Source organism: Aeromicrobium sp. P5_D10, assembly GCF_054049535.1.
The window spans coordinates 214,297-235,656 of sequence record NZ_JBFUME010000006.1 but is presented as its reverse complement, the minus strand read 5'-3'; the positions used below and the strand labels follow the sequence as shown (position 1 = coordinate 235,656).

Below are 21,360 nucleotides of genomic sequence, written 5' to 3'. Positions count from 1 at the left end.
AACTTGATGGATCAGGATTTTTATCCCGGATCGCCGTCCGGAAATGCCCAACGCGCTCCCCGATGCCAGGCATCGAGGAGCGCGTTGAACAGGAGCGGACGACTCAGATGTCGCGCTTCTCCTTGATCTTGGCGGCCTTGCCGCGCAGGTTACGCAGGTAGTAGAGCTTCGCACGACGCACGTCGCCGCGGATCAGGACATCGATGTGGTCGATGACCGGAGTGTGCAGCGGGAACGTACGCTCCACACCCACGCCGAAGCTGACCTTGCGGACCGTGAACGTACGGCCGACACCGGATCCCTGGATCTTGATGCAGACGCCCTTGAAGACCTGGATACGCGAGCGGCTGCCCTCGATGACCTTGACGTGCACGTCGAGCGTGTCGCCCGCACGGAACGTCGGGAGGTCAGTGCGCAGCGACTCGCTGGCGATCTGATCGATGATGTTGGTCATAGTTCTACTCCTCGCTGGTGCCACAGGCCACCCACGGAATGGGAATGAATGTCTAGGGTTCTTGCGGCGATCGACGACGGCTCCCCTGTGGCAGATCCGTCCTGCGCCAAGGGTCAATGTTGCCATACGGGCTACACGCCGACGAAATCGCTCCCCCAAACAGTTCAGTCGAGCGCGTAGCCCTGCGAACCGTGCAGGACCGGATCGATGCCGGCGATCTCATCCTCCGCGGTCACCCGGAAGCCCAACAGCGCATCGATCGCCTTGGCCAGGCCATACGCGACGATGAACGAATACGCCATGACGACGCCCACCGGGACGATCTGGGTCAGCAGTTGGTCGAGGTTCCCGCCTGTGAACAGTCCCGTGTCGGTTGCGAAGAAGCCCAGATACAGGCAGCCGAGCAGGCCTGCCACGAGGTGAAGTCCGACAACGTCGAGCGAGTCGTCATAGCCGAGCTTGTACTTCAGATCGATCGCGTAGGCGCAGATGACGCCCGCGAGCAGACCCAGGACGATCGACCAACCCGGAGTCAGATTGGCACATGCCGGCGTGATGGCCACCAGCCCGGCAACAGCACCGGACGCTGCACCGACGGCCGTGGCCTTGCCGTCCTTGAAGTGCTCCATGACGATGAAGCCGAGGATTCCTGCTGCGGGAGCGGCGATCGTGTTGATGAAGATGAGGCTCCCCGTGCCGTCCTCAGTGGCCGCGCCGGCGTTGAAGCCGAACCAGCCGAACCACAAGATCGCGGCCCCGATCAGCACCAGAGGGACGTTGTGCGGGCGGTTGAGTTCCTTGCTGAAGTTGGTGCGCCGCCCCAGTACCAGAGCGACGGCCAAGGCAGCTGCGCCTGCACTGATGTGCACGACTGTTCCGCCGGCCCAGTCGATGACGGCCGCGTCGCCGAAGCCGAACTTGCCGATCCAGCCGGTCAGATTTCCATCGCCGTCGAGGCCCCAGACCCAGCCCTGTGAGGGGAAGTAGACCAACGTGGCCCACAGACCGGCGAACACCATCCACGGGACGAACCTGGCCCGGTCGGCGACCGCGCCGGAGATCAGCGCTGTCGTGATGACCGCGAACGTCGATCCGAACGCGACACCCGCGAGACCGGCCGGGTTGTTCGCGGCCATGTCGGCCAGGCCGAAGTCTGAGAACGGGTTCGCCAGCACTCCGTCGATCAGGTCATCACCGTTCGAGCCCATGTTGAATCCGAACAGGATCCACAGCACGAACACCAGGCCCATCGCGCCGAAGCTCAGCATCATCATCGAGATGACGCTCTTGGCCTTGACCAATCCGCCGTAGAAGAACGCCAGGCCTGGCGTCATGAACAGGACAAGCGCTGCGCAGAGCAGTAGCCAGATAGTTCCCGGTTCCATCATTACCTCTTCACGTGTGGAGAAACAGGTGTCATCGCAGCAGCTTTGCTGCAAGCACCTGAATCCTCGCGGAGGTTGATGTGGGGCATCTTGCCCCGAGATTGCGCGGAGGTTACGTGCCGGGCGCCGGGGTTAACTTCACGTCACGCGCCCTTCCTGCGGCGGTGCGCCAGCGTCCACGCTATGGGCGCGGGTGGACGCTAGTGCACCGCTCCAGGGTCGTTGGCGGCGGCTCAGGACAGCAGATCAGGGCGCCGCTCGCGGGTACGTTCGACGGCCTGTTCCCGTCGCCAGGCAGCGATAGCGGCGTGATTGCCCGAACGCAGGATCTCCGGAACGTCACGACCCCGCCACGTCGCGGGCTTGGTGTACACGGGGTATTCGAGCAAGCCATCGTCGCCGTGCGATTCCTCGACCAGCGAGTCGGGATTGCCCATGAACCCCGGGATGAGACGGACGACGGCCTCGATCATCGCCAACGCCGCGACCTCTCCCCCGTTCAGGACGAAGTCACCGAGCGAGAGTTCTTCGACCCGCCAGCGCGAGCCTGCCTCATCGATGACGCGCTGGTCGATGCCTTCGTAGCGCCCGCAGGCGAACAGCAGATGCGATTGGCCGCTGAGACGTTCGGCGACGCGCTGGGTGAACTGCGTGCCGGACGGGGTCGGGACGACGATCACGGTCTCATCGGCTGCCAGCGTGTCGAGCGCCTCGCCCCACGGCTCGGCCTTCATGACCATTCCCGCGCCGCCACCGTACGGCGTGTCGTCGACACTGCGGTGCTTGTCGCGGGTGAAGTCACGCAGATCATGGGCGGCTATCTCGAGAAGGCCCGATGACTGGGCCTTACCGGCCAGCGAAAGCTGCAATGCGTCGAGATAGGCCGGGAAGATCGAGACGACGTCGATCCTCATGTCACTCGTCCGCGAGGTCGGCGGCAGCGTTCTCGGCCTCCGACGGGTCGAGCAGTCCTGGCACATCGGCGACCGTGACGAAGCCGCCGCGTATGTCGACGACCGGGACGAGCTCGGTCACGAACGGGATGAACACCTCGCGCCCGTCGATCTCGACGGTCAGGGTGTCCTGATAGGGCAGGTGCACGAGTCCGGTGACGGTGCCGACGACGTCTGCACCGCTGCGGACCTGGAGTCCGACCAGCTGGTGATCGTAGAACTCATCGGGATCCTCGGGCACTTCCTCAGGATCGACGACTGCCTCGAGGACTGTGCCGTGCAGGGCTTCGGCCGCATTGCGGTCGGGTATCTCTACAAAGGAGACGACCAGGCGGCCGCTGTGATGACGGGCCTTCGCAACGGTCAGGGTGCGCGACCCACACACAACAGACGAGCCCGGAGCGAAACGCCGCTCGGGCTCGTCTGTGCGAATGTCAACGTTCAGCTCACCGCGAATCCCGTGAGCTCGGCCGATACGGCCGATGACGACATGCATCGTCAGTTGCGGCGATCGACGTCCACGAAGTCGATACGAGCGCCGCCACGTCCGGCGATCGCACCCGCGACCTTGCGGATGGCAGTGGCCGTACGACCTTGACGACCGATGACCTTGCCGAGATCTTCGGGATTGACCCGGACCTCGAACAGATCGCCTCCGCGCGTCTGCTTGGCGCGGACGTTGACATCGTCAGGATGGTCGACGATGCCGGAGACGAGATGTTCGATGACCTCGATGAGGGGGGCGGCCACGATCAGGCCTTGGCCTCGTCAGCGGCGGGCTCTTCAGCCTTGGCCTCTTCAGCAGGAGCCTCTTCGGCCTTTGCTTCTTCGGCCTTGGGCTCAACAGCAGCCTTTTCGGCCTTCTTGTCAGCCTTCTTGGTGACGGCCGCGGCCTTCGGCTCGGCGTGGAGGTCCTTCAACGCTTCCTGGAAGATCTCTTCCTTCGAGCGCTTCTCCTCGGCGAACTTCATGGTGTTCTTGCCACCGATGTCACCGGTGATCTTCAGCAGCGCGGCAACGGCCTCGGTCGGCTGTGCGCCGACTCCGAGCCAGTACTGTGCACGCTCTCCGTCGACCTTGATGATCGACGGCTCTGCCTTGGGGTTGTACGTGCCGATCTCCTCGATGACGCGTCCGTCGCGCTTGGTGCGCGAGTCGGCGACGACGATGCGGTAGAACGGGGTACGGATCTTGCCCATGCGCTTCAGGCGAATCTTGACTGCCACGAGTGTGGTGTCTCCTCAGATGTATGTGTGTGGTTGACCTGCCGGTATCGCGTGGGGACACGACCGACGAAATCTGTGGGCCGGTGGTCGTAGGGCTGAGAGGGTCCCCGCGTCTACCGGACGCAAGGGCCTATTCTGCCAGAACTCATGCGCGGGCTCCAATTCGGTCCCACTTCCAGCTCACGCGGGCGGCGATCCGGCGATATTGACCATCCAGCCCACACCGAATTGATCAGTCAGCATGCCGAAGGTGTCACCCCAGGGCGCCTGTTCCAACGGCACTCCGATTGTCGCTCCTTCGGACAATCCGTCCCAGTAGCCGCGGAGTTCGTCCTCATCGTCACCGCTGAGCGAGATCGTGATCGAGTGGCCGTCCTTGAGCTCCATTGCAGCAGGGACATCGGCGCCCATCAATGTGAATCCTGCCGGCGTCACAAGCTGGGAGTGCATGATGTTGTCGTTCTCCGCCGGATCGGTTGCGGCCTGGAACTCCGCGAATGTGTTGGAGGCCAGCTCACCGCCGAGAACCGACTGATAGAACTGCATCGCCTGACGCGCTTGGCCACGAAATGAGATGTAGGGGTTGAGTGTCGATGCCATGTCTGCTCCTCGATAGGGTCCTTTTCGCATTCTGGTCCCGGGGACTGACAAAAGCCACCAGCTAGCCTTTGCTCGTGAATCTTCCCGCCTGCCCGTCCTGCTCCAGCGCCTACACCTACGAGATGGGCGCCTTGCTGGTGTGCCCCGAGTGCGCTTTCGAATGGTCCGCGACCGACGCCGGCGAGATCGCCGCCGAGCTCGTCATCAAGGACGCGTTCGGCACCCCCTTGGCCGACGGCGACACTGTCACGGTGATCAAGGACCTCAAGGTCAAGGGGCAGTCGCAGGCGATCAAGGTCGGCACCAAGGTGCGCGGGATCCGGCTGATCGACGGCGTCGGCGATCACGACATCGACTGCAAGGTACCGGGGTTCGGGCCGATGCAACTCAAGTCGAGCGTGGTCAAGAAGGCTTAGCCTCGACCCCATTGCGCTGCTTCGGCGCCCAACCCGGCGGCCCGAAGACGTACCCGAGCTTGGTCCTGATGCGGCGGGTTCTCCGCATGTCCTGCCAGATCCTCTTGTACTCGCCGTACTGCAACGAGAAGACGTTGTACGTATCCACGGGATAGGTCAGTCCGTACGTCGGACGATGTAGCTCGGTCTGGAATGACCCGAACATCCGGTCCCAGATGATCAGCATGCCGCCGTAGTTGCGGTCGAGGTAGATCGGGTCCGACCCGTGATGGACGCGATGATGCGATGGCGTGTTGAACACGAATTCCCACCATCGCCAGAGTCGACCGACACGCTCGGTGTGCAGGTGGAACTGCCAGATCAGGTTGATCGAGAACACGAAGTAGACCATCCAGGGCGGAACGCCCAGCAGCGGCAAGGGAATCCAAATGAGAACTTCGAACCACTGATTCCACTTCTGTCGCAGCGCGGTGGAGAAGTTGAAGTAGATGCTGGAGTGATGCGCCTGATGGCCGGCCCAGCCGATCCTCACCCGGTGCGAGAAGCGGTGATACGTGTACCAGAGCAGATCCACGCCGAGCAGCACACCGACCCAGGTCCACGGATTACTCGCCGAGAGATGCCAGGGCGCCAGGTGGACGTACAGAGCTGTGTAGAGCAAGAACGCTGCCGTGCGGAAAACAGCCGAATACAGCAGCGACAACGCGAACATCGTCAGGCTCGAACGGGTGTCCTCCTTGAGGTAACCCATGCCAGTGCTCTCGCGGTCCTCCCGCTCCTCGCGCCTGACCATGGCCATTTCGAGCACCATGAAAAGCAGGAAGAAAGGGATCGCGGCGCCCGCCGGATCCTGCAGATTGTGCGAAAAGGCCTCCCACATCGGGCCATCGTCGCATGCGATGCAGGTCACAGTCCTAGGATCGGCATATGCCTGAGCTGACTGTCCTGCACAACTCCGCCTGTTCGACCTCGCGCCATGCCCTCGACGAGGCCGGCGCGGCGGGCATCGAGCCGCATATCGTCCAGTACCTCAAGAAGCCGCTGACCCGCGCGGAACTTCTGGATCTGATCGGCAAGCTTGAAGATCCGGCCGCCGACCTGGTGCGCAAGGACGGTTTCTTCAAGGGCCTTGAACTCAACCCCGACGACTACACGACACCCGAAGCGGTCGCCGATCTTCTGATCGAACATCCACGTCTGATGCAGCGTCCCGTGCTGATCCGCGGCGATCGGGCGATCATCGGCCGTCCGAAGGACCGCGTCGCAGCTTTCTTGTCCGCCTGAGCACACGTCCCGCCCGTGGGGACGAAGGAATCGGGTTCTATCTGCAACGTCGCGGACGAAACCCGATTCCTCGTCGCCACGGTCAAAGCTGAGCGGCGACGTTCCAGAAGTCGGTGTCAGGCTTGTTGACGAGCCGGTAGTCGAAGAACGAGTCATCGACGAACGTGATGCGTGCGACGGGTACGCCGCCCTGCGCCTTCTTGCCGGTATCGACGAACGACTTGATGTCCTTGCGCGCGACCGTCGCAACGTGCTCAGCCGGTAGCTGGGTGCCGGTGTAGCCGAAGTCCCACAGCGAGATCGCCTGTTCGCTGATCACGAGAACGCGCAGATCTGACTCACGCGGCAGTCCGTGAGCGATCGACCCTTCGTCTCCCCCGGTGTGCCGTGACCCCGAGACGGCGTTGGACGCCGCGTCGACGGCCTTGCTCAGCAGTTTGTTGGCGCCAGATCCAGACGCTCCGCCGCGCTCGTACGCACTCGGGATGACCTGGCAGTGAACCACATACCGGTCGCCGTCCGGCAGCACCGCGTTGATTTCGCCGGCATAGTCCGGTGGAGCCGGGGTCAGCTTCGAGACAAGCTTGTCCATGAATCCCATGTGTTCTCCTGCTGGTGAGATGAATGTGGAGTCAGCCTAGTAGGCCCTCGCGGGATGATGAGACCCACTGTCACATCGTCATGGGATTTCCGGTGGCCGGCGCTGCGAACTGAGCCGAGTACAGCCGCTCGTAGGCACCACCCGCCACGCGCAGGGAGTCGTGGGTGCCCTGCTCGACGATATGGCCGTCCTCCATGACCACGATGTGATCGGCATCGCGGATCGTGGACAGCCGGTGAGCGATGACAAAGGACGTGCGGCCGGAGCGGAGCTGCTCCATCGCCCCCTGAACCAGCGACTCGGTGCGGGTGTCGACCGAGCTCGTGGCCTCGTCGAGGACCAGGATCGACGGATCGGCCAGAAAGGCCCTGGCGATCGTCAGAAGCTGCCGCTGACCGGCACTGACGTTGGTGCCTTCGTCCTCGATCACGGTGTCGTAACCATCGGGCAGCGTTCGGACGAAGTGATCGACGAAAGCAGCCTCGGACGCCGCGATGATCTGCTCCTCGGTCGCGTCGTCGGCCCCGTAGGCGATGTTCTCGCGAATCGTCCCGCCGAACAGCCAGGTGTCCTGGAGCACGACGCCGAAGTTTCGACGCAGCAGGCCGCGATCCATGTGTGCTATATCGACACCGTCGAGCGTGATACGCCCCGATTGCACGTCGTAGAACCGCAACACGAGGTTCGTCAACGTTGTCTTGCCCGCACCTGTGGGGCCGACGATCGCGATGGTCTGGCCCGGTTCTGCCACGAGATCGAGGTGATCGATCAGCGGTTCGTCGCTCTTGTAGGAGAACGAGACGTCTTCGAACACGACTCGGCCCCGCACCGGATCGGGGAACGGCGCATTCGCCCGGTCTGGGCTTTCCTCGGGTTCATCGAGCAGCGCGAAGACCCGCTCCGCCGAGGCGACACCGGACTGGAGCACCTGGATCATCGCCGCGAGTTGCGTCAGCGGTTGGGTGAATTGACGCGAGTACTGGATGAAGGCCTGGACGTCTCCGATGCTGAGCGAGCCGGACGCGACTCGGAGACCACCGATGACAGCGACCAACACGTAGTTGATATTGCTGACGAACATCATGACGGGCTGGATGATCCCGGAGATGAACTGCGCCTTGAAGGACGCCGAGAACACATCGTCATTGCGGTCGTCGAACTCAGCTCGCGCCTCGGCCTGACGTCCGTAGACCTTCACAACCTCGTGGCCCGTGAAGACCTCTTCGATATGGCCGTTGAGACGGCCCGTGCTGGCCCACTGCTTGACGAATTCAGGCTGCGATCGCTTTGTCACGGCCTTAGTGATCATCAACGCCAAGGGAATCGTGACCAAGGCCACCAGCGACAGCAGCGGCGAGATGACGAACATCATGACCAGGGTGCCGATCACCATCAGCAGGGACGTGAGCAACTGACTCATGGTCTGCTGGAACGACTGGGCGATGTTGTCGATGTCGTTGGTCGTGCGCGACAACACCTCACCCCGCTCCGTGCGGTCGAAGTACGACAACGGCAACCGGTTGATCTTGGCCTCGACGTCATCGCGTAGATCGGCGACCGTGTGCTGGACGACTACCGTCGCAAGGCGCCCCTGGAACCACTGCAGCAGGGAGGCAAGTAGGTACAGCACCAGAACGCCACCGAGCACCCACGAGAGATTTTCGAAGTCGATGCCCGAGCCCGGCTGAAGGTCGACCGAATCGACCAACGAGGCCAATTTGTCGTCGCCGTCCGCCCGCAACTTCGCCACGACCTCGGCTTTGGTCGAACCGTCGGGGAACTTGTCGGACAAAAAGCCGGTGAAAACGATGTCGGTCGCGTGCCCCAGCACCTTGGGCCCGATGACCGACAGCGATGTGGCGATGACACCGAAGGCCAGGACACCCCACACCAACATGCGATCGCGCAGGAGTCGCTCGGCCATCCGGCGCAAGCTGCCCTTGAAGTCCTTCGCCCGCGCGGGAGGCATACCCATGCCGGCCATCGCCGGTCCCCGCCCGCTCATGCGGAGGCCTCCTCAAGGGTCAGCTGCGACAAGACGATCTGGCGGTAGACCTCGCAGGTCTCCATGAGGACGGGGTGGGTTCCGGTGCCGACGACGCGGCCCTCGTCGAGGACCACGATGCGGTCGGCCCCACGGATCGTGGAAACCCGTTGGGCCACGATCACGACCGCCGAGTGCTGAGTGACCTCTCGCAACGCTGCCCGCAGTGCGGCATCGGTTCCGTAGTCGAGAGCAGAGAACGAGTCATCGAACAAGTAGATCTGCGGCCGCTTGATGATCGCGCGGGCGATCGCGAGGCGTTGACGCTGACCACCTGAGACATTCGTGCCGCCCTGCGCGATCGGCGCATGAAGCTGCTCGGGCATCTTGGTCACGAAGTCAGTGGCCTGAGCGATCTCGAGTGCGGCCCAGACTTCCTCGTCGGTGGCATCGGGCCGGCCGTAGCGAAGATTCGAACCGACCGTGCCGGAGAACAGGAACGGTCTTTGCGGCACGAGTCCGATGGCGGCCCACACATCCTGCGGGCGCAACGTACGCACATCGTGCCCGTCGATCTCGACCGTGCCGCCGGTCGCGTCGAACAGCCGCGGGATGAGGCTCAGCAAAGTGGACTTGCCGCTGCCGGTCGAACCGATGATCGCGGTGGTCTCCCCCGGTCTCGCGATCAAGTCGATCTCGTGCAGCACGTTCTGCTCGGCGCCGGGGAAGGCGAAGCTGGCCCCCCGGATGTCGACATGCCCCCGCTGCAGGCTCACCTGGACCGCGCCATCGGGGGCGAGGACGCTCGGCTCAGTCTCCAGGACCTCCGTGATGCGTTCGGCCGAGACCTCGGCGCGCGGCCACAACATCAACATGAACGTCGCCATCATGACCGACATCAGGATCTGGACCAGATAGTTCTGAAATGCCGTCAACGTGCCGACGTCGAGATCGCCGCTGCTGATGCGGAAACCACCGAACCAGGTCGCGAGGACGACCGAGACGTTCATGATCAGCATGACGATCGGGAACATCATGGCCATGAGGCGTCCGACCGCGATCGCGACTTCCATGTTGGCGTGGTTGGCGTCGCGGAACCGCTCGGCCTCGTGATCCTCTTTGACGAAGGCGCGGATGACCCGGATACCCATGATCTGCTCGCGCATCACGCCGTTGATGCCATCGATCTTGACCTGCATCAAGCGGAACAGCGGCCGCATCTGCCGAATCACCAGTCCGATGCAGATGACGAGTGCCGGAATCACGAGCAGCAGCAGACCTGACAGCTCGACGTCTTGCCGCAGCGCCATGACGATACCGCCGAAGCACATGATCGGCGCTGTCACGAGCAATGTCAGCGCCATGAAAACGATGAGCTGGACTTGCTGGACGTCATTGGTCGAACGAGTGATCAGCGTAGGAGCACCCAGTTCGGCCATCTCGCGTGCCGCGAACGTCTCGACCTTGCCGAAGACTCCTGCGCGTAGGTCGCGGCCCAATGCCATCGCGGTGCGGGCACCGTAGTAGACCGCGACGATCGTGCAGACAACCTGCAGCACCGTGATGGCCAGCATGATGAGACCCGTGCGCACGATGAAGCCCGTGTCGCCGACGACGACGCCCTTGTCGATGATGTCGGCATTGAGCCCCGGCAGATAGAGATTGGCCAGAGTCTGCACGAGCTGGAAGAACAGAACGATGCCGATTGGCCGCTTGTAGGGCGCGAGGTAAGTCCTCAGCAGCGGAAGCAGCATTGGTCCAATGTAACCAGAGCATGTGACAGAACGTCAGCCCGGCGGGTCGACGTGCTCGGAAGCATCAGAACCGGATCGCGTCGATGATCCTGACCCGGACGGCGACAAGCGCCGGCAGCAGGCCCGCGAGGGCGCCGACCGCCAGCGACACCAGCAGACCGATGATCGCCGCGGAGATCGGGAACGCCGGGATGTCGGTGACATTGTCGAACAGCTCTTTGCGAATCAGTGAACTGTTCACGATGCCCACGGCCGCCCCGATCCCGACCAGGCCGGCGACCAAGGTTGCCACAATGCTCTCCATCATGACCGAGAAGAAGATCCGGCCCGAGGTGGCGCCGAAACTGCGTCGGATGCCGATCTCGCGAACCCGTTGCTTGATCGTGACGAGGGCGATGTTGAGCAGGCTCAGCGCGCCGAGGCCGAGGATCAATAGGCCTATTCCACCGACGACGTATTTGAACTCACGGAACTGGTCGCCACCGTACGTCGCGTAGTCCTGGCGACTGAATTCGATCTGTGCACCGCTGAATCGTGAGCTGAGTTGTTGCTCGACAGCCGCGCCCAGCGCCTTGGACCCCTTAGGCGGAACCCACATCTGGAAGCTCGCATCGCCGAGTGGCTGGCCGGCACCGAACCATCTGTTGTAGGTCTCCGGAAGCATGTAGACCGTCGGCATGTCCGAATTGGTGTCCTTGGGCAGTTGGCCGATGATCGTCGCGGTGACCGATCGATCGGCCTGCAGCTTGACCGTCGCCGGCAAAGAGTTCGGGCCGAGGCCGCGTGCCTTGAGGAACCGGGCATCCACCACGATCGCGGGACTGTAGTTGTCGGCGTCCTGACGGCTCAGCCACCGGCCCTGCACGGGCACCTTGCGGAACATGTCGGCGTATGGCGGATCGACGATCCGGACGCTGATATCTCGCCGTTTGCCCCCCAGTTTGCTCGTCAACATCGAGTCGCCGACCATCGAGAAGTAGTCGATGCCGAACTTGTCCATCGTCTCGGCGAAGACGGCGCGAGTGTTCGCGATCGGCAGCGACTCACCCGATTCGCTGTACAGATACATCGAGAATGTCGCCGGACGGCCGCTCTCCTTCTCGTACTGCTCGACCAGCCCCTGCTGCGCGATCGTGCCGACCGCCACCGCGGCGGTGAGCGAGCACACGGCGACGCCGACCCCGATCAGCGACAACAGGACTCGCAGCTTGTGGATGCGAAGTTCCTGCCAGGCCTCGACGATCGCCGCGGCGAAGCCTGTCATGCAGGCACCTCGGTGAGGTTGAGCAGCTTGCCGCCCTCGAGTCTGAATCGTTGACGGGCCATCTGCGCGATTGCCACATCGTGGGTGATCGTGATCAGCGCCGACCCCGTCTCGAGTGTGACAGCGTCGAGCATCGCCATAACTTCTTCACCGGTCTCCACATCCAGCGCACCGGTCGGTTCATCCGCGAGGACGATCTTCGGACCGCGTACGAGCGCACGCGCTATCGCGACACGTTGCTGCTCGCCTCCGGACAGACTCTCGGGCATCGAGTCGATCCGGGCACCCAGCCCGACCCGTTCGAGCATCGTGGCCGCGATCTCCCGGCGATTCCAGAACCAGCGTCCCGGCGCGTACATCAAGGGCGCCGCGACGTTCTCGAGCGCAGTGCGGCCGGGCAGCAGATTGAACTGTTGGAACACGAATCCGACGTCGCGCCCCCTGATCCGGGCGGCCTTGCGCGCCGAGAGGTGTCTCGTGTCATTGCCGGCCCATTCGATCGTCCCGGTCGTCGGACGGTCCAGAAGGCCGAGAAGGTTGAGCAGCGTCGACTTCCCGCTACCTGATCGACCGATGATCCCCACGTGATCGCCTGCCGTGATCGTCAGATCGACTCCGGTCAGGATGTGAAGATCGCTCTCGTCGCTCAACTGCACCGTCCGGGTCACATCATCGAGTTGCAACAGCACAGTCACTCGACGTACGCCTCGCTCATGGAGCCGCCTCCGCCGAACTCGGACTCTCCCTCGCCACCGGGGACGAACTCGAGGATGCTCTCGCCCTCTTTGAGGCCCTTCTTGACCTCGACGACGTCGCCGTCGCTCAGACCCAGTTCGACCTCGCGTTCGGCAGGCTCGCCGTCGTCGGTGACCCACACCGTCCCCGAGTCGACCAGACCGCGTACCGCGGACACGGGCACGACGAGAACGTCCTCCGCGGAGCCGGCATCGATCATCATGGTCATCGACAAGCCGTTGAAGACGCGGACGTCCTCGGGTACCCGGCAGCTGATGGCTTCGCCGCCTTCACCGGTGGGCCCCTCCTGGAACTCGGGCTCTTCCGCCGGATCCGCCTCACCACCTCCCGAGGTGTCAGGTGTCGATCCGTCGAGCGACAGATCGCCGCACTTGAACGGTTCTGGCCCACCCTCGATCGTGACAGTCGCGGACCGTGGCATGTCGAGCAGCCGGTACTGATCGATAGGAGAGATCGAACCTGTCGCCCGGAACGACGACCGTCTGATCGAGGCGACGGCATCGCCCTTGGTCACCTGGTCGTCGAGTTCTTTGGCGAAGCTGGCGATCTTGCCGTCCTTCGGCGCGAGGACGTTGACGTACCGCGTCCTGGGTTTGGGCGCATCCTCTTCCTCCTCGCCGTCGCCGCTTTCGGTCTGAGACTCCTCGTACTTCAGCTGGAATAGGTTGTCGCCCTTTTTGACCTTGGCGCCGACCGGGAGGAAGAAGTGGTTGACGACGCCGTCATGTGACGCCTTGGCGGACACGTCAGGATCGATCACGATCGTGCCTGGCAGCTCCAGGACGTTCTCGACCGTGCCCCGGCCGACGCTCGCGTTACTGACAGGAATCTCACCGGTCGGTTTGATTCCACTGCCTTCTGCCTTGGGCGGGCTGTCGAAAGCCATCGCGGCAAGGCTCGCGGCGATGACCGAGAAGATCGTCACCCACACAAGAGGCAGCACGACCTTGCGGAAAACTCTCACGGATGACGTTCCTTGCCTGTTGGGAGCTGACTTCGAAGACCTTACGGGGTGACAGCCTCTCACACGGGCAGGTTCATCGTCAGACCACCAGGTTCAACCCCAGCACAACGATCAATCCGCTGACCGACAAGAGCGTCTCCATGATCGACCAGCTCTTGATGGTCTGCCCTACCGAGAGCCCGAAGTACTCCTTGACGAGCCAGAAGCCGGCGTCGTTGACATGGGAGAAGAACACCGAACCGGCACCGATGGCCAACACCAGCAGAGATACTTCGGCGCTCGCAAGGTCGCCGGCGATCGGGGCCATGATGCCTGCTGCCGTGATGGTCGCCACCGTCGCCGATCCCGTCGCGAGCCGGATGACCACCGCGACGAGCCAGGCGAGCAGCAGCACCGAGACGCCGCTGTCGCGCACGAAGTCGGCGACGACCTCTGCGATGCCGGTGTCGATGAGCGTCTGCTTGAAGCCTCCGCCGGCGCCGACGATCAAGATGATGCCGGCGATGGGTGGCAGTGAGCTGCTCAGCACATCGGACACGTCGTCCTTGGTCATGCCGGTGGCGATGCCGAACGTGAAGATCGCGACGATGACCGCGATCAGCAATGCCACGAACGGCTCACCGATGAAGTCGAGGACCTTGCGGGGCAACGTGTCGTCATCAAGGGCGATATCGCCGAAGGCCTTGCCCATCATCAGCACGACCGGGAGCAGGACCGTGGCAAGAGTCGCGCCGAAGCTGGGCCGGCGCTCGCGCTTCTCGGTCGACGCGTCGAACAGATCGCCGGCCGGCACCGGCACCCACTTGTCGGCGAACCGGGCGAAGAGCGGACCCGCGACGACAATCGTGGGAATCGCGACGAGGATGCCAAGGCCCAGCGTCAGACCGAGGTTCGCGTCAACGGCGTCGATCGCGGCGAGCGGCCCGGGATGCGGCGGCACGAAGCCGTGCATCGCCGACAGACCTGCCAACGCCGGGATGCCGAGCGAGATGATCGACCGTTCGGCCCGCTTGGCAACCAAGAAGATCACCGGCATCAGCAGTACTAGGCCGATCTCGAAGAACATCGGCAGGCCGATGATCGCGCCGATCGCCGCCATCGACCACGGCAGCATACGGGGGCTCGACCGGCCGACGATCGTGTCGACGATCTGGTCGGCCCCGCCGGAGTCGGCCAGCAGCTTGCCGAACATCGCACCGAGCGCGATCAGCACGCCAACCCCGGAGACGGTGTCACCCACGCCCGTGCTGAAGCTGTCGACGACGTCGAGCATCTCGCGGCCGGCGATCGCGCCGACCGTCAGCGATCCGAGGATCAGCGCCAAGAAGGGGTGCAATTTGAAGAAGGTGATCGCCACGACGAGCACCGCGATGCCGATGAGCGCCGCCGTGATGAGCTGCCCCGTCCCTGCGACGGCCTTGACCGGATCGGGGGTGGCGTTGACCAGGTGCGCGATCATGCGTGTCCTCCAAGGGAAAGCTCGTACTGTCCGAGAAATTCGTCGACGATCTCGGCGGGGCTCGGGGTGATGTCGAATGCCCAGCCCTGCTCGTCGTCCTGCAACGGCTCGAGTGTCTCCTCCTGCGATGTCAGGAGCGAGGACGGCATGAAGTGCTCGCGGTGGTCCATGCGCGACTTGATCAGCTCGTGGTCGCCCGTCAGGTGAAGGAACACCGTGCGGGGGGCTGCTGCAGTGAGCACGTCACGATAGGCACGCTTGAGCGCGGAGCAGCTGATGACTCCGCCGGCCGCGTCGTGGGCGGCGAGCCAGGTGCCGATATCGGCGAGCCACGGCCAGCGATCGTCGTCGGTCAGCGGCGTTCCGGCCGACATCTTGGCGATATTGGCTTCGGAATGGAAGTCATCACCGTCGGCGTAGTCGAGCCCGAACCGATCGGCCAGTTCGTGGCCCACCACCGATTTGCCGACTCCCGAGATGCCCATGACAACGACCAGCGGCGATGCACTCATGGCAAGACTGTATGCCCGAGCGGCGCCCGATGCTCGTCAAGCCGAAGTTCCGCGTGGACTACATCAGATCCTTGAGCTCTTTGGGAAGCTCGAAATCTGCGGCGCCACCCTGACCAGGGAAACCGAAGGCATTGGCTCCGTCGGACGCCGGCGGAGCGGCTGAGGCCTCCGCGGCACGCTTGGCCGGATTGCCCGAGACCCGCTTGCCCTTCTTCTTCTGCTGCGGCTTCTGCTTGGCCCCGGCGCGCTTGCTGATGCCCGGCATTCCAGGCATTCCCGGCATACCTGGCACACCGCCGCCCTTGGCCATCTGCTGCATCATCTTGCGGGCCTCGAAGAACCGCTCGACGAGCTGATTGACGTCCTTGACCTGGGTGCCCGAGCCCTTGGAGATGCGCAGGCGACGCGAGCCATCGATCATCTTGGGGTTGTCACGCTCGGCCGGCGTCATCGACAAGATGATCGCCTTGATGCGGTCGACCTCGCGCTCGTCGAAGTTGGCGAGCTGCTCCTTCATGGCGCCCATGCCGGGCATCATGCCGATGAGCTTGCTCATCGAGCCCATCTTGGACAGGGCTTCCATCTGCTTGAGGAAGTCTTGCAGGGTGAACGAGCCACCCATGATCTTTTCGGCGTCCTGCGCAGCCTGATCGGCATCGAAGGCCTTTTCGGCCTGCTCGATCAGGGTCAGCATGTCGCCCATGTCGAGGATGCGGCCAGCCATGCGGTCGGGGTGGAACGCATCGAAGTCGGTGAGCTTCTCACCTGTCGACGCGAACATGATCGGTCGGCCCGTGATGGAGCGGACCGACAGCGCCGCACCGCCGCGGGCATCGCCGTCGAGCTTGGTCAGTACGACACCGGTGAAGTCGACACCTTCGAGGAACGCCTCGGCCGTGACGACGGCATCTTGGCCGATCATCGCGTCGATGACGAACAGCACTTCGTCGGGATCGACCGCAGCGCGCACGTCGGCGGCCTGCTGCATCAGCTCGGCGTCGATGCCCAGGCGTCCGGCAGTGTCGACAATCACGACGTCGTGGAGTGTGCGGCGGGCCTCGGCAACACCTGCGCGGGCGACTTCGACGGGATCGCCGACGCCGTTTCCGGGCTCGGGGGCGAAGACCGTGACACCTGCCTGCTCGCCGACAACCTGGAGCTGCGTGACGGCATTGGGCCGCTGCAGATCGCACGCCACCAGCATCGGCGACTTGCCCTGCTCCTTGAGCCACAAGCCCAGCTTTCCGGCCAGAGTCGTCTTACCCGCGCCCTGGAGGCCGGCCAGCATGATGACAGTCGGCGGGTTCTTGGCGTACTGGATGCGCCGGGTCTCGCCGCCGAGGATGCGGATCAGCTCGTCGTTGACGATCTTGATGACCTGCTGGGCGGGGTTGAGCGCTTGGCTCACCTCGGCGCCGGCGGCGCGTTCCTTGACGTTGGCGATGAACTCCCGCACGACGGGTACGGCCACATCGGCATCGAGTAGCGCGACCCGGATCTCACGGGCCACCGAGTCGATATCAGCTTCGGAGAGTCGCCCCTTGCCGCGCAGGTTCTTGAACGCTGACTGCAGGCGATCTTGCAGGGTGTCGAACATACGGCTGTCGTCATCCTCAGGCAGAAGGTTGGGGTCTGATCAACTCTATCCGAGGGGGAGAACGGCCTGACCCGCGTGGGGCTATCTCAGCCCAGTACGGCCACGAGAGACGCTCGGAGTCCTGCCGCCGCGGCGTCGTCGAGCGGCCCCCCGGCGGAGTCGACGACGTAGAACACATCGCGTGCTTCGCCGCCGTACGTCGACATATGGGCCGAACGGATGGAATGCCCCTGTGTCGCGATCTCGTGGCACACGGTCCAGACGAGTCCCCGCCGGTCATGTGCTCTGACCTCGACGACCGTCGCGGTCTCGGAGACGTGCCCCAACAGCCGAACCCGCGCATCCGGTTCGTCGGGGATCGAGGACAGCTCGAAGCGTCCGGCCAGGTCGATCTCGCCGGCCATCGCGGGGCGGAGACGGTCACGGATGCGGGCCGCATCGACGTCGGACCGGGTCACTTCCCACAAAGAGGCGGCCACATCGCCCAGCGTCACGGTGCGGGCCGAGCGGATCCCCAGTCCCGCAAGAGCGAGACCGCCGGCCAGGTCGGCCATGACGCCGGGACGGTCCGCTGTGACGATGGTCAACAACGAACCGCCGCGGTGCGACTCGACCGTCAGATCGAAATCGGCCGGGCCGGTCTTGCCTCGTTCGGGGATCTTGACGTGGCTGGGCCACCCCTCGTAGCTGTCGGCGTCAGGCGTCTTGATCGAGACGTCCAGCACCTGACGGACTTTGGCGACCAGTCCCTCGGTCAGGCCCCGACGCCATGACGTCCATGCTGTCGGGCCGGTCGACTGCGCATCCGATGCCGTCAATGCCGCGAGCAGATCGAGGAAATCCTCTGTTTCGACGATCTCGGCCACATTGGCCGCTGTCGACGGGTCCTCGATATCGCGGCGGGTCGCGATGGTCGGCAACAGCAGGTGCCAGCGAACCAACTTGCCGACCACGGCTGAGTCAGTGTCGTTGAATCCCCAGCGTCGCGCGATCCGCACGGCGATGGGTTCGCCTTCTGTCGAATGATCTCCGGCGACACCTTTGCCGATGTCGTGCAACAGGGCCGCCACAGCCAGCAGATCAGGCCTGGCGACATCACGCCTGACCCCCGCGGCACGTACGCAGGTCTCCACACTGTGCCGATCGACCGTGAAGCGGTGCACGGGTGACGATGAGCCCCGCAGCCGGATCGCCGCCCACTCGGGTACCAGCCGATCCACGACGCCGGCGAAGTCGAGTTCTTCCCACACGGGGATGAGGCCCTCACCAGCGGTCAACAAGTCGACGAGATGACGTCTCGCCGTTGCCGGCCAGGGATCGGGCAGCTCGCCCATCGTCCGGGCCAGGCGGGCCGCCGATCCGGGGCTGAGCGGCAGGCCTTTACGCGCGGCGGCAGCGGCGGCACGCAATGCCAGTTCCGGGTCGGTGGCCGGATCGGCGTCACGGGTCACGATGACTTCACGATCCAGCAAGCCGACGCCGTCGTCCAAGCTCTGCACGACGGGGCCGGTCGCGGTGATCGTGTTCTTGCGCTGAGGTGCCACGGCATCATCGATCTTGTGCCACGCCAGCGCCGCCAGGTGGGCGATCCGGCGGCCGATCTGGCGGGTGTGCAGATCGAGTTGATCCGGTTCCATGCCCAGAAACCGTGCGATATCAGGGATGACGTCATTGTCGAGACGCTCGATCCGGCGTCCGACCACTTCATGCAGCGCATCGCGCACATCGAGCAGTTCGGCTCGCAACAGCTCTGACTCGCGATGCGGGATATCGATCAGCCAGGTCGCCACGAGGGCCCGCAGCGTGACGCTGTCACGGAGTCCTCCCCCGGACTCCTTGAGGTCGGGGACCGCCGCATGCGCGATCCAGCCGGAACGCTCGATGCGGGTGAGGCGGGCCTCCCGCACCTCGGCGACCCTCGTTCTGGCATCGCGCCGCCAGTCGGCCAGAACCTGAGAGCGCAGTGCCATGACGAGCCCGGAGTCACCGGCCACCGCGCGAGCGTCCAGCATCCCCATCGCCGTGCGGTGATCGGACCGAGCTGCCGCTCGCATCTCGTTGGCGTCGCGGACCGAATGGTCGAGGGCCACCCCCTCGTTCCAGAGCGGATACCAGATCGCCTCGGCCACTTGGTGGACGACCGATTCCTCGACCGACGGATCGTGGAGCAGCACGACGTCGAGGTCGCTGAACGGCGACAGCTCGGAACGCCCATATCCGCCGACCGCCACGAGTGCGAGCCCCGATCCTTCACGGGGATCGTTGCCGTTCGGGGGAACTGCCTTGGCATAGAGCTGGCGCAGCAGCCGGTCGGCCTCGAGGGCTCGATCCTTACGCTGCTGCGCCAGTTCTTGTCTCATCACAGGCTCAGATCAGAGCGCTGCTTCGTCAGTTTCGCCCGTACGGACCCGGACGACCGAGTCGACCGGCACGACCCACACCTTGCCGTCACCGATCTTGCCGGTCTGTGCCGCAGTCGTGATCGTGGCGACCACGGTGTCGACCTCGGCGTCGTCGACCACGACTTCGAGGCGGATCTTCGGGACCAGCGACACGTCGTACTCCGCGCCGCGGTAGACCTCGGTATGACCCTTCTGCTGGCCGTATCCGCTGGCCTCGGTCACCGTCATGCCGGCCACACCTGCGGCAGCGAGCGCTTCACGGACTTCTTCCCACTTGTGCGGCTTGATGACCGCTGTCACGAGTTTCATGCTCAGAGCTCCTTCGAGAAGTGTGAACCGCCGGCGCTGCTGCCGACGTAGTCGTACGCGGTTTCCAGATGTTCGACCTGGTCGATACCGGTCACCTCGTCCTCTTCGCTGATTCGGAAGCCGATCGTCACATCGATCAACTTACCGATGATGTACGTGAGGACGAACGAGTAGGCCAGCACGACGAAGGCTGCCACAAACTGCTTCCACAGCTGGGACAGGTCGCCCCCGTAGAACAGTCCGACGTCGCCGACGGCCAGGAAGCCGATCATGATCGTGCCGACAAGACCACCGACGAGGTGGACGCCCACGACGTCCAGCGAATCGTCGTAGCCGAACTTGTACTTGAGGCTGACCGCGAGCGCACAGAGCGCACCGGCGATGAGACCGAGGATGATCGAGCCGACCGGCGAGAGCGCACCCGCAGCCGGGGTGATGGCGACCAGGCCCGCGATCGCACCCGATGCGGCGCCGAGGCTCGTGCCCTTCTTGTCGCGGAGCATCTCGATCGCGATCCAGCCGATGATGGCTGCACCGGTGGCCACGGCGGTGTTGACGAAGGCCAGCCCGGCCAGTCCGTTCGCCCCGACAGCCGATCCGGCGTTGAAACCGAACCAGCCGAACCACAGCAGTCCAGCGCCGAGCAGCACGAACGGCAGGTTGTGCGGACGCATCGGATCACGCTTCCAGCCGACCCGCTTGCCGAGCACCAGCGCGAGCGCCAGGCCCGCCGCACCGGCGTTGATGTGTACCGCGGTACCTCCGGCGAAGTCGATCGCTTCAAGCTTGGTCGCGATCCAGCCGCCGTTGTCGCCGAAGTCGAAAACCCAGTGAGCGACCGGGAAGTACACGATCGTGATCCACACGACGACGAATACGAGCCACGCCGAGAACTTGGCCCGGTCGGCGATCGCACCGCTGATGAGTGCCAAGGTGATGATCGCGAACATCAGCTGGAAGCCGACGAAGACGTACTCGGGAATCGTCCCGTACACCGTGTCGACCGAGATGTTGTCGAGTCCCAGACGCTTGAGTCCGCCGAAGAACTGATTGCCGTCCGGGCTGAACGCGATCGAGTACCCGTACAAGACCCAGAGCACCGGCACGATGGCAAGAGCCGAGAAGCTCATCATCATCATGTTGAGCACCGTCTTGGAGCGGACCATCCCGCCGTAGAAGAACGCCAGTCCTGGCGTCATGAGCAGGACAAGGGCCGAGCTGGCCAAGATCCATGCGGTATCGCCGGTATCCATGAGACCTCCGAGGTTGATTCGTGCGGGCTGGTGTCTCCCACTGCGTCTCAGCCTGGTTGCGGAGGATTTCGGTAGGCGGCCTCGGATGTTTCACGAGCGTGACGAAATCGACGACCGCGTAAACACCGTGTTACGAGCCCGCCTCCGAGTGGTGCGAAAGGCGCTCCGAGCGGTGCGTCCTGGACAG

22 protein-coding genes are annotated in these 21,360 nt (G+C 64.0%); 2 read left to right on the top strand and 20 right to left on the bottom strand.

The genetic code is table 11. The annotated features are described in order from the left end of the window. Window positions 1-103 precede the first annotated feature (103 nt). From rplS to ACXJKC_RS13645, 7 genes are all read right to left on the bottom strand, one after another. On the bottom strand, window positions 104-454 hold the full coding sequence (gene rplS, locus ACXJKC_RS13675) for a 50S ribosomal protein L19 (RefSeq protein WP_456697285.1): 351 nt from the start codon (window positions 452-454) through the stop codon (window positions 104-106). A 164-nt stretch (window positions 455-618) separates the two neighbouring features. Beyond that, entirely contained in the window at window positions 619-1,839 is a 1,221-nt protein-coding gene (locus ACXJKC_RS13670; protein WP_456697284.1) for an ammonium transporter, read from the bottom strand. 233 nt (window positions 1,840-2,072) lie between these two features. Continuing rightward, window positions 2,073-2,753 (bottom strand): tRNA (guanosine(37)-N1)-methyltransferase TrmD, encoded by a 681-nt coding sequence (gene trmD / locus ACXJKC_RS13665; protein WP_456697283.1) that lies wholly within the window; start codon window positions 2,751-2,753, stop codon window positions 2,073-2,075. Window position 2,754: 1 nt separating this feature from the next. Next, entirely contained in the window at window positions 2,755-3,288 is a 534-nt protein-coding gene (gene rimM / locus ACXJKC_RS13660) for a ribosome maturation factor RimM (RefSeq protein ID WP_456697282.1), read from the bottom strand. Window positions 3,289-3,290: 2 nt separating this feature from the next. Next, window positions 3,291-3,542: an RNA-binding protein gene (locus ACXJKC_RS13655; protein ID WP_456697281.1), complete on the bottom strand. Its 252-nt coding sequence runs from the start codon at window positions 3,540-3,542 to the stop codon at window positions 3,291-3,293. Window positions 3,543-3,544: 2 nt separating this feature from the next. After that, window positions 3,545-4,018 carry a 30S ribosomal protein S16 gene (rpsP, locus tag ACXJKC_RS13650; protein WP_456697280.1) on the bottom strand — a complete coding sequence of 158 codons (474 nt, stop codon included), beginning with the start codon at window positions 4,016-4,018 and terminating at the stop codon, window positions 3,545-3,547. A 180-nt stretch (window positions 4,019-4,198) separates the two neighbouring features. Further along, entirely contained in the window at window positions 4,199-4,618 is a 420-nt protein-coding gene (locus ACXJKC_RS13645; protein WP_456697279.1) for a VOC family protein, read from the bottom strand. Window positions 4,619-4,692: 74 nt separating this feature from the next. Here ACXJKC_RS13645 and ACXJKC_RS13640 point away from each other — a divergent pair, with 74 nt between their 5' ends. Continuing rightward, window positions 4,693-5,034, top strand: a complete 342-nt coding sequence (locus ACXJKC_RS13640) for a zinc ribbon domain-containing protein YjdM (protein ID WP_456697278.1) — start codon at window positions 4,693-4,695, stop codon at window positions 5,032-5,034. Here the strand turns inward: ACXJKC_RS13640 and ACXJKC_RS13635 are convergent. Next, window positions 5,021-5,914: a sterol desaturase family protein gene (locus tag ACXJKC_RS13635; protein ID WP_456697277.1), complete on the bottom strand. Its 894-nt coding sequence runs from the start codon at window positions 5,912-5,914 to the stop codon at window positions 5,021-5,023. The two genes, ACXJKC_RS13640 and ACXJKC_RS13635, sit on opposite strands and share 14 nt — an antisense overlap. A gap of 47 nt (window positions 5,915-5,961) precedes the next feature. On the opposite strand from ACXJKC_RS13635, the gene ACXJKC_RS13630 reads away from it, so the two are divergent. Beyond that, window positions 5,962-6,318, top strand: a complete 357-nt coding sequence (locus tag ACXJKC_RS13630; protein WP_456697276.1) for an arsenate reductase family protein — start codon at window positions 5,962-5,964, stop codon at window positions 6,316-6,318. A gap of 82 nt (window positions 6,319-6,400) precedes the next feature. Here the strand turns inward: ACXJKC_RS13630 and ACXJKC_RS13625 are convergent, their stop codons facing one another. The 12 genes from ACXJKC_RS13625 to ACXJKC_RS13570 all read right to left on the bottom strand — a co-directional run bounded on the left by ACXJKC_RS13625 (window position 6,401) and on the right by ACXJKC_RS13570 (window position 21,173). Continuing rightward, the gene (locus ACXJKC_RS13625; RefSeq protein ID WP_456697275.1) at window positions 6,401-6,919 is read right to left on the bottom strand and encodes a hypothetical protein; all 519 of its coding nucleotides are present in this window, start codon (window positions 6,917-6,919) and stop codon (window positions 6,401-6,403) included. Between the two features lie 70 nt (window positions 6,920-6,989). Further along, complete coding sequence (locus ACXJKC_RS13620) at window positions 6,990-8,924, bottom strand: ABC transporter ATP-binding protein (protein WP_456697274.1); 1,935 nt, start codon at window positions 8,922-8,924, stop codon at window positions 6,990-6,992. Then, window positions 8,921-10,657, bottom strand: coding sequence for an ABC transporter ATP-binding protein (locus ACXJKC_RS13615; RefSeq protein WP_456697273.1), 1,737 nt, complete (start codon window positions 10,655-10,657; stop codon window positions 8,921-8,923). The genes ACXJKC_RS13620 and ACXJKC_RS13615 overlap by 4 nt, the downstream gene beginning before the upstream one ends. 64 nt (window positions 10,658-10,721) lie before the next feature. Beyond that, window positions 10,722-11,921: an ABC transporter permease gene (locus ACXJKC_RS13610; RefSeq protein WP_456697272.1), complete on the bottom strand. Its 1,200-nt coding sequence runs from the start codon at window positions 11,919-11,921 to the stop codon at window positions 10,722-10,724. Then, on the bottom strand, window positions 11,918-12,616 hold the full coding sequence (locus ACXJKC_RS13605) for an ABC transporter ATP-binding protein (RefSeq protein ID WP_456697271.1): 699 nt from the start codon (window positions 12,614-12,616) through the stop codon (window positions 11,918-11,920). The genes ACXJKC_RS13610 and ACXJKC_RS13605 overlap by 4 nt, the downstream gene beginning before the upstream one ends. Continuing rightward, window positions 12,613-13,641 carry a hypothetical protein gene (locus ACXJKC_RS13600; RefSeq protein WP_456697270.1) on the bottom strand — a complete coding sequence of 343 codons (1,029 nt, stop codon included), beginning with the start codon at window positions 13,639-13,641 and terminating at the stop codon, window positions 12,613-12,615. Before ACXJKC_RS13600 ends, ACXJKC_RS13605 begins: the two co-directional genes overlap by 4 nt. 79 nt (window positions 13,642-13,720) lie before the next feature. Next, window positions 13,721-15,100, bottom strand: coding sequence for a GntT/GntP/DsdX family permease (locus ACXJKC_RS13595; protein ID WP_456697269.1), 1,380 nt, complete (start codon window positions 15,098-15,100; stop codon window positions 13,721-13,723). Beyond that, on the bottom strand, window positions 15,097-15,612 hold the full coding sequence (locus tag ACXJKC_RS13590; RefSeq protein WP_456697268.1) for a gluconokinase: 516 nt from the start codon (window positions 15,610-15,612) through the stop codon (window positions 15,097-15,099). Before ACXJKC_RS13590 ends, ACXJKC_RS13595 begins: the two co-directional genes overlap by 4 nt. Before the next feature lie 58 nt (window positions 15,613-15,670). Further along, window positions 15,671-17,209, bottom strand: coding sequence for a signal recognition particle protein (ffh, locus tag ACXJKC_RS13585; RefSeq protein ID WP_456697267.1), 1,539 nt, complete (start codon window positions 17,207-17,209; stop codon window positions 15,671-15,673). A gap of 86 nt (window positions 17,210-17,295) precedes the next feature. Then, window positions 17,296-19,569 carry a [protein-PII] uridylyltransferase gene (locus ACXJKC_RS13580; protein ID WP_456697266.1) on the bottom strand — a complete coding sequence of 758 codons (2,274 nt, stop codon included), beginning with the start codon at window positions 19,567-19,569 and terminating at the stop codon, window positions 17,296-17,298. Between the two features lie 12 nt (window positions 19,570-19,581). After that, window positions 19,582-19,920, bottom strand: coding sequence for a P-II family nitrogen regulator (locus tag ACXJKC_RS13575; RefSeq protein WP_456697265.1), 339 nt, complete (start codon window positions 19,918-19,920; stop codon window positions 19,582-19,584). A 2-nt stretch (window positions 19,921-19,922) separates the two neighbouring features. After that, a complete protein-coding gene (locus ACXJKC_RS13570; protein WP_456697264.1) occupies window positions 19,923-21,173 on the bottom strand; it encodes an ammonium transporter in 1,251 nt (416 codons plus the stop codon). Window positions 21,174-21,360: the final 187 nt, after the last annotated feature.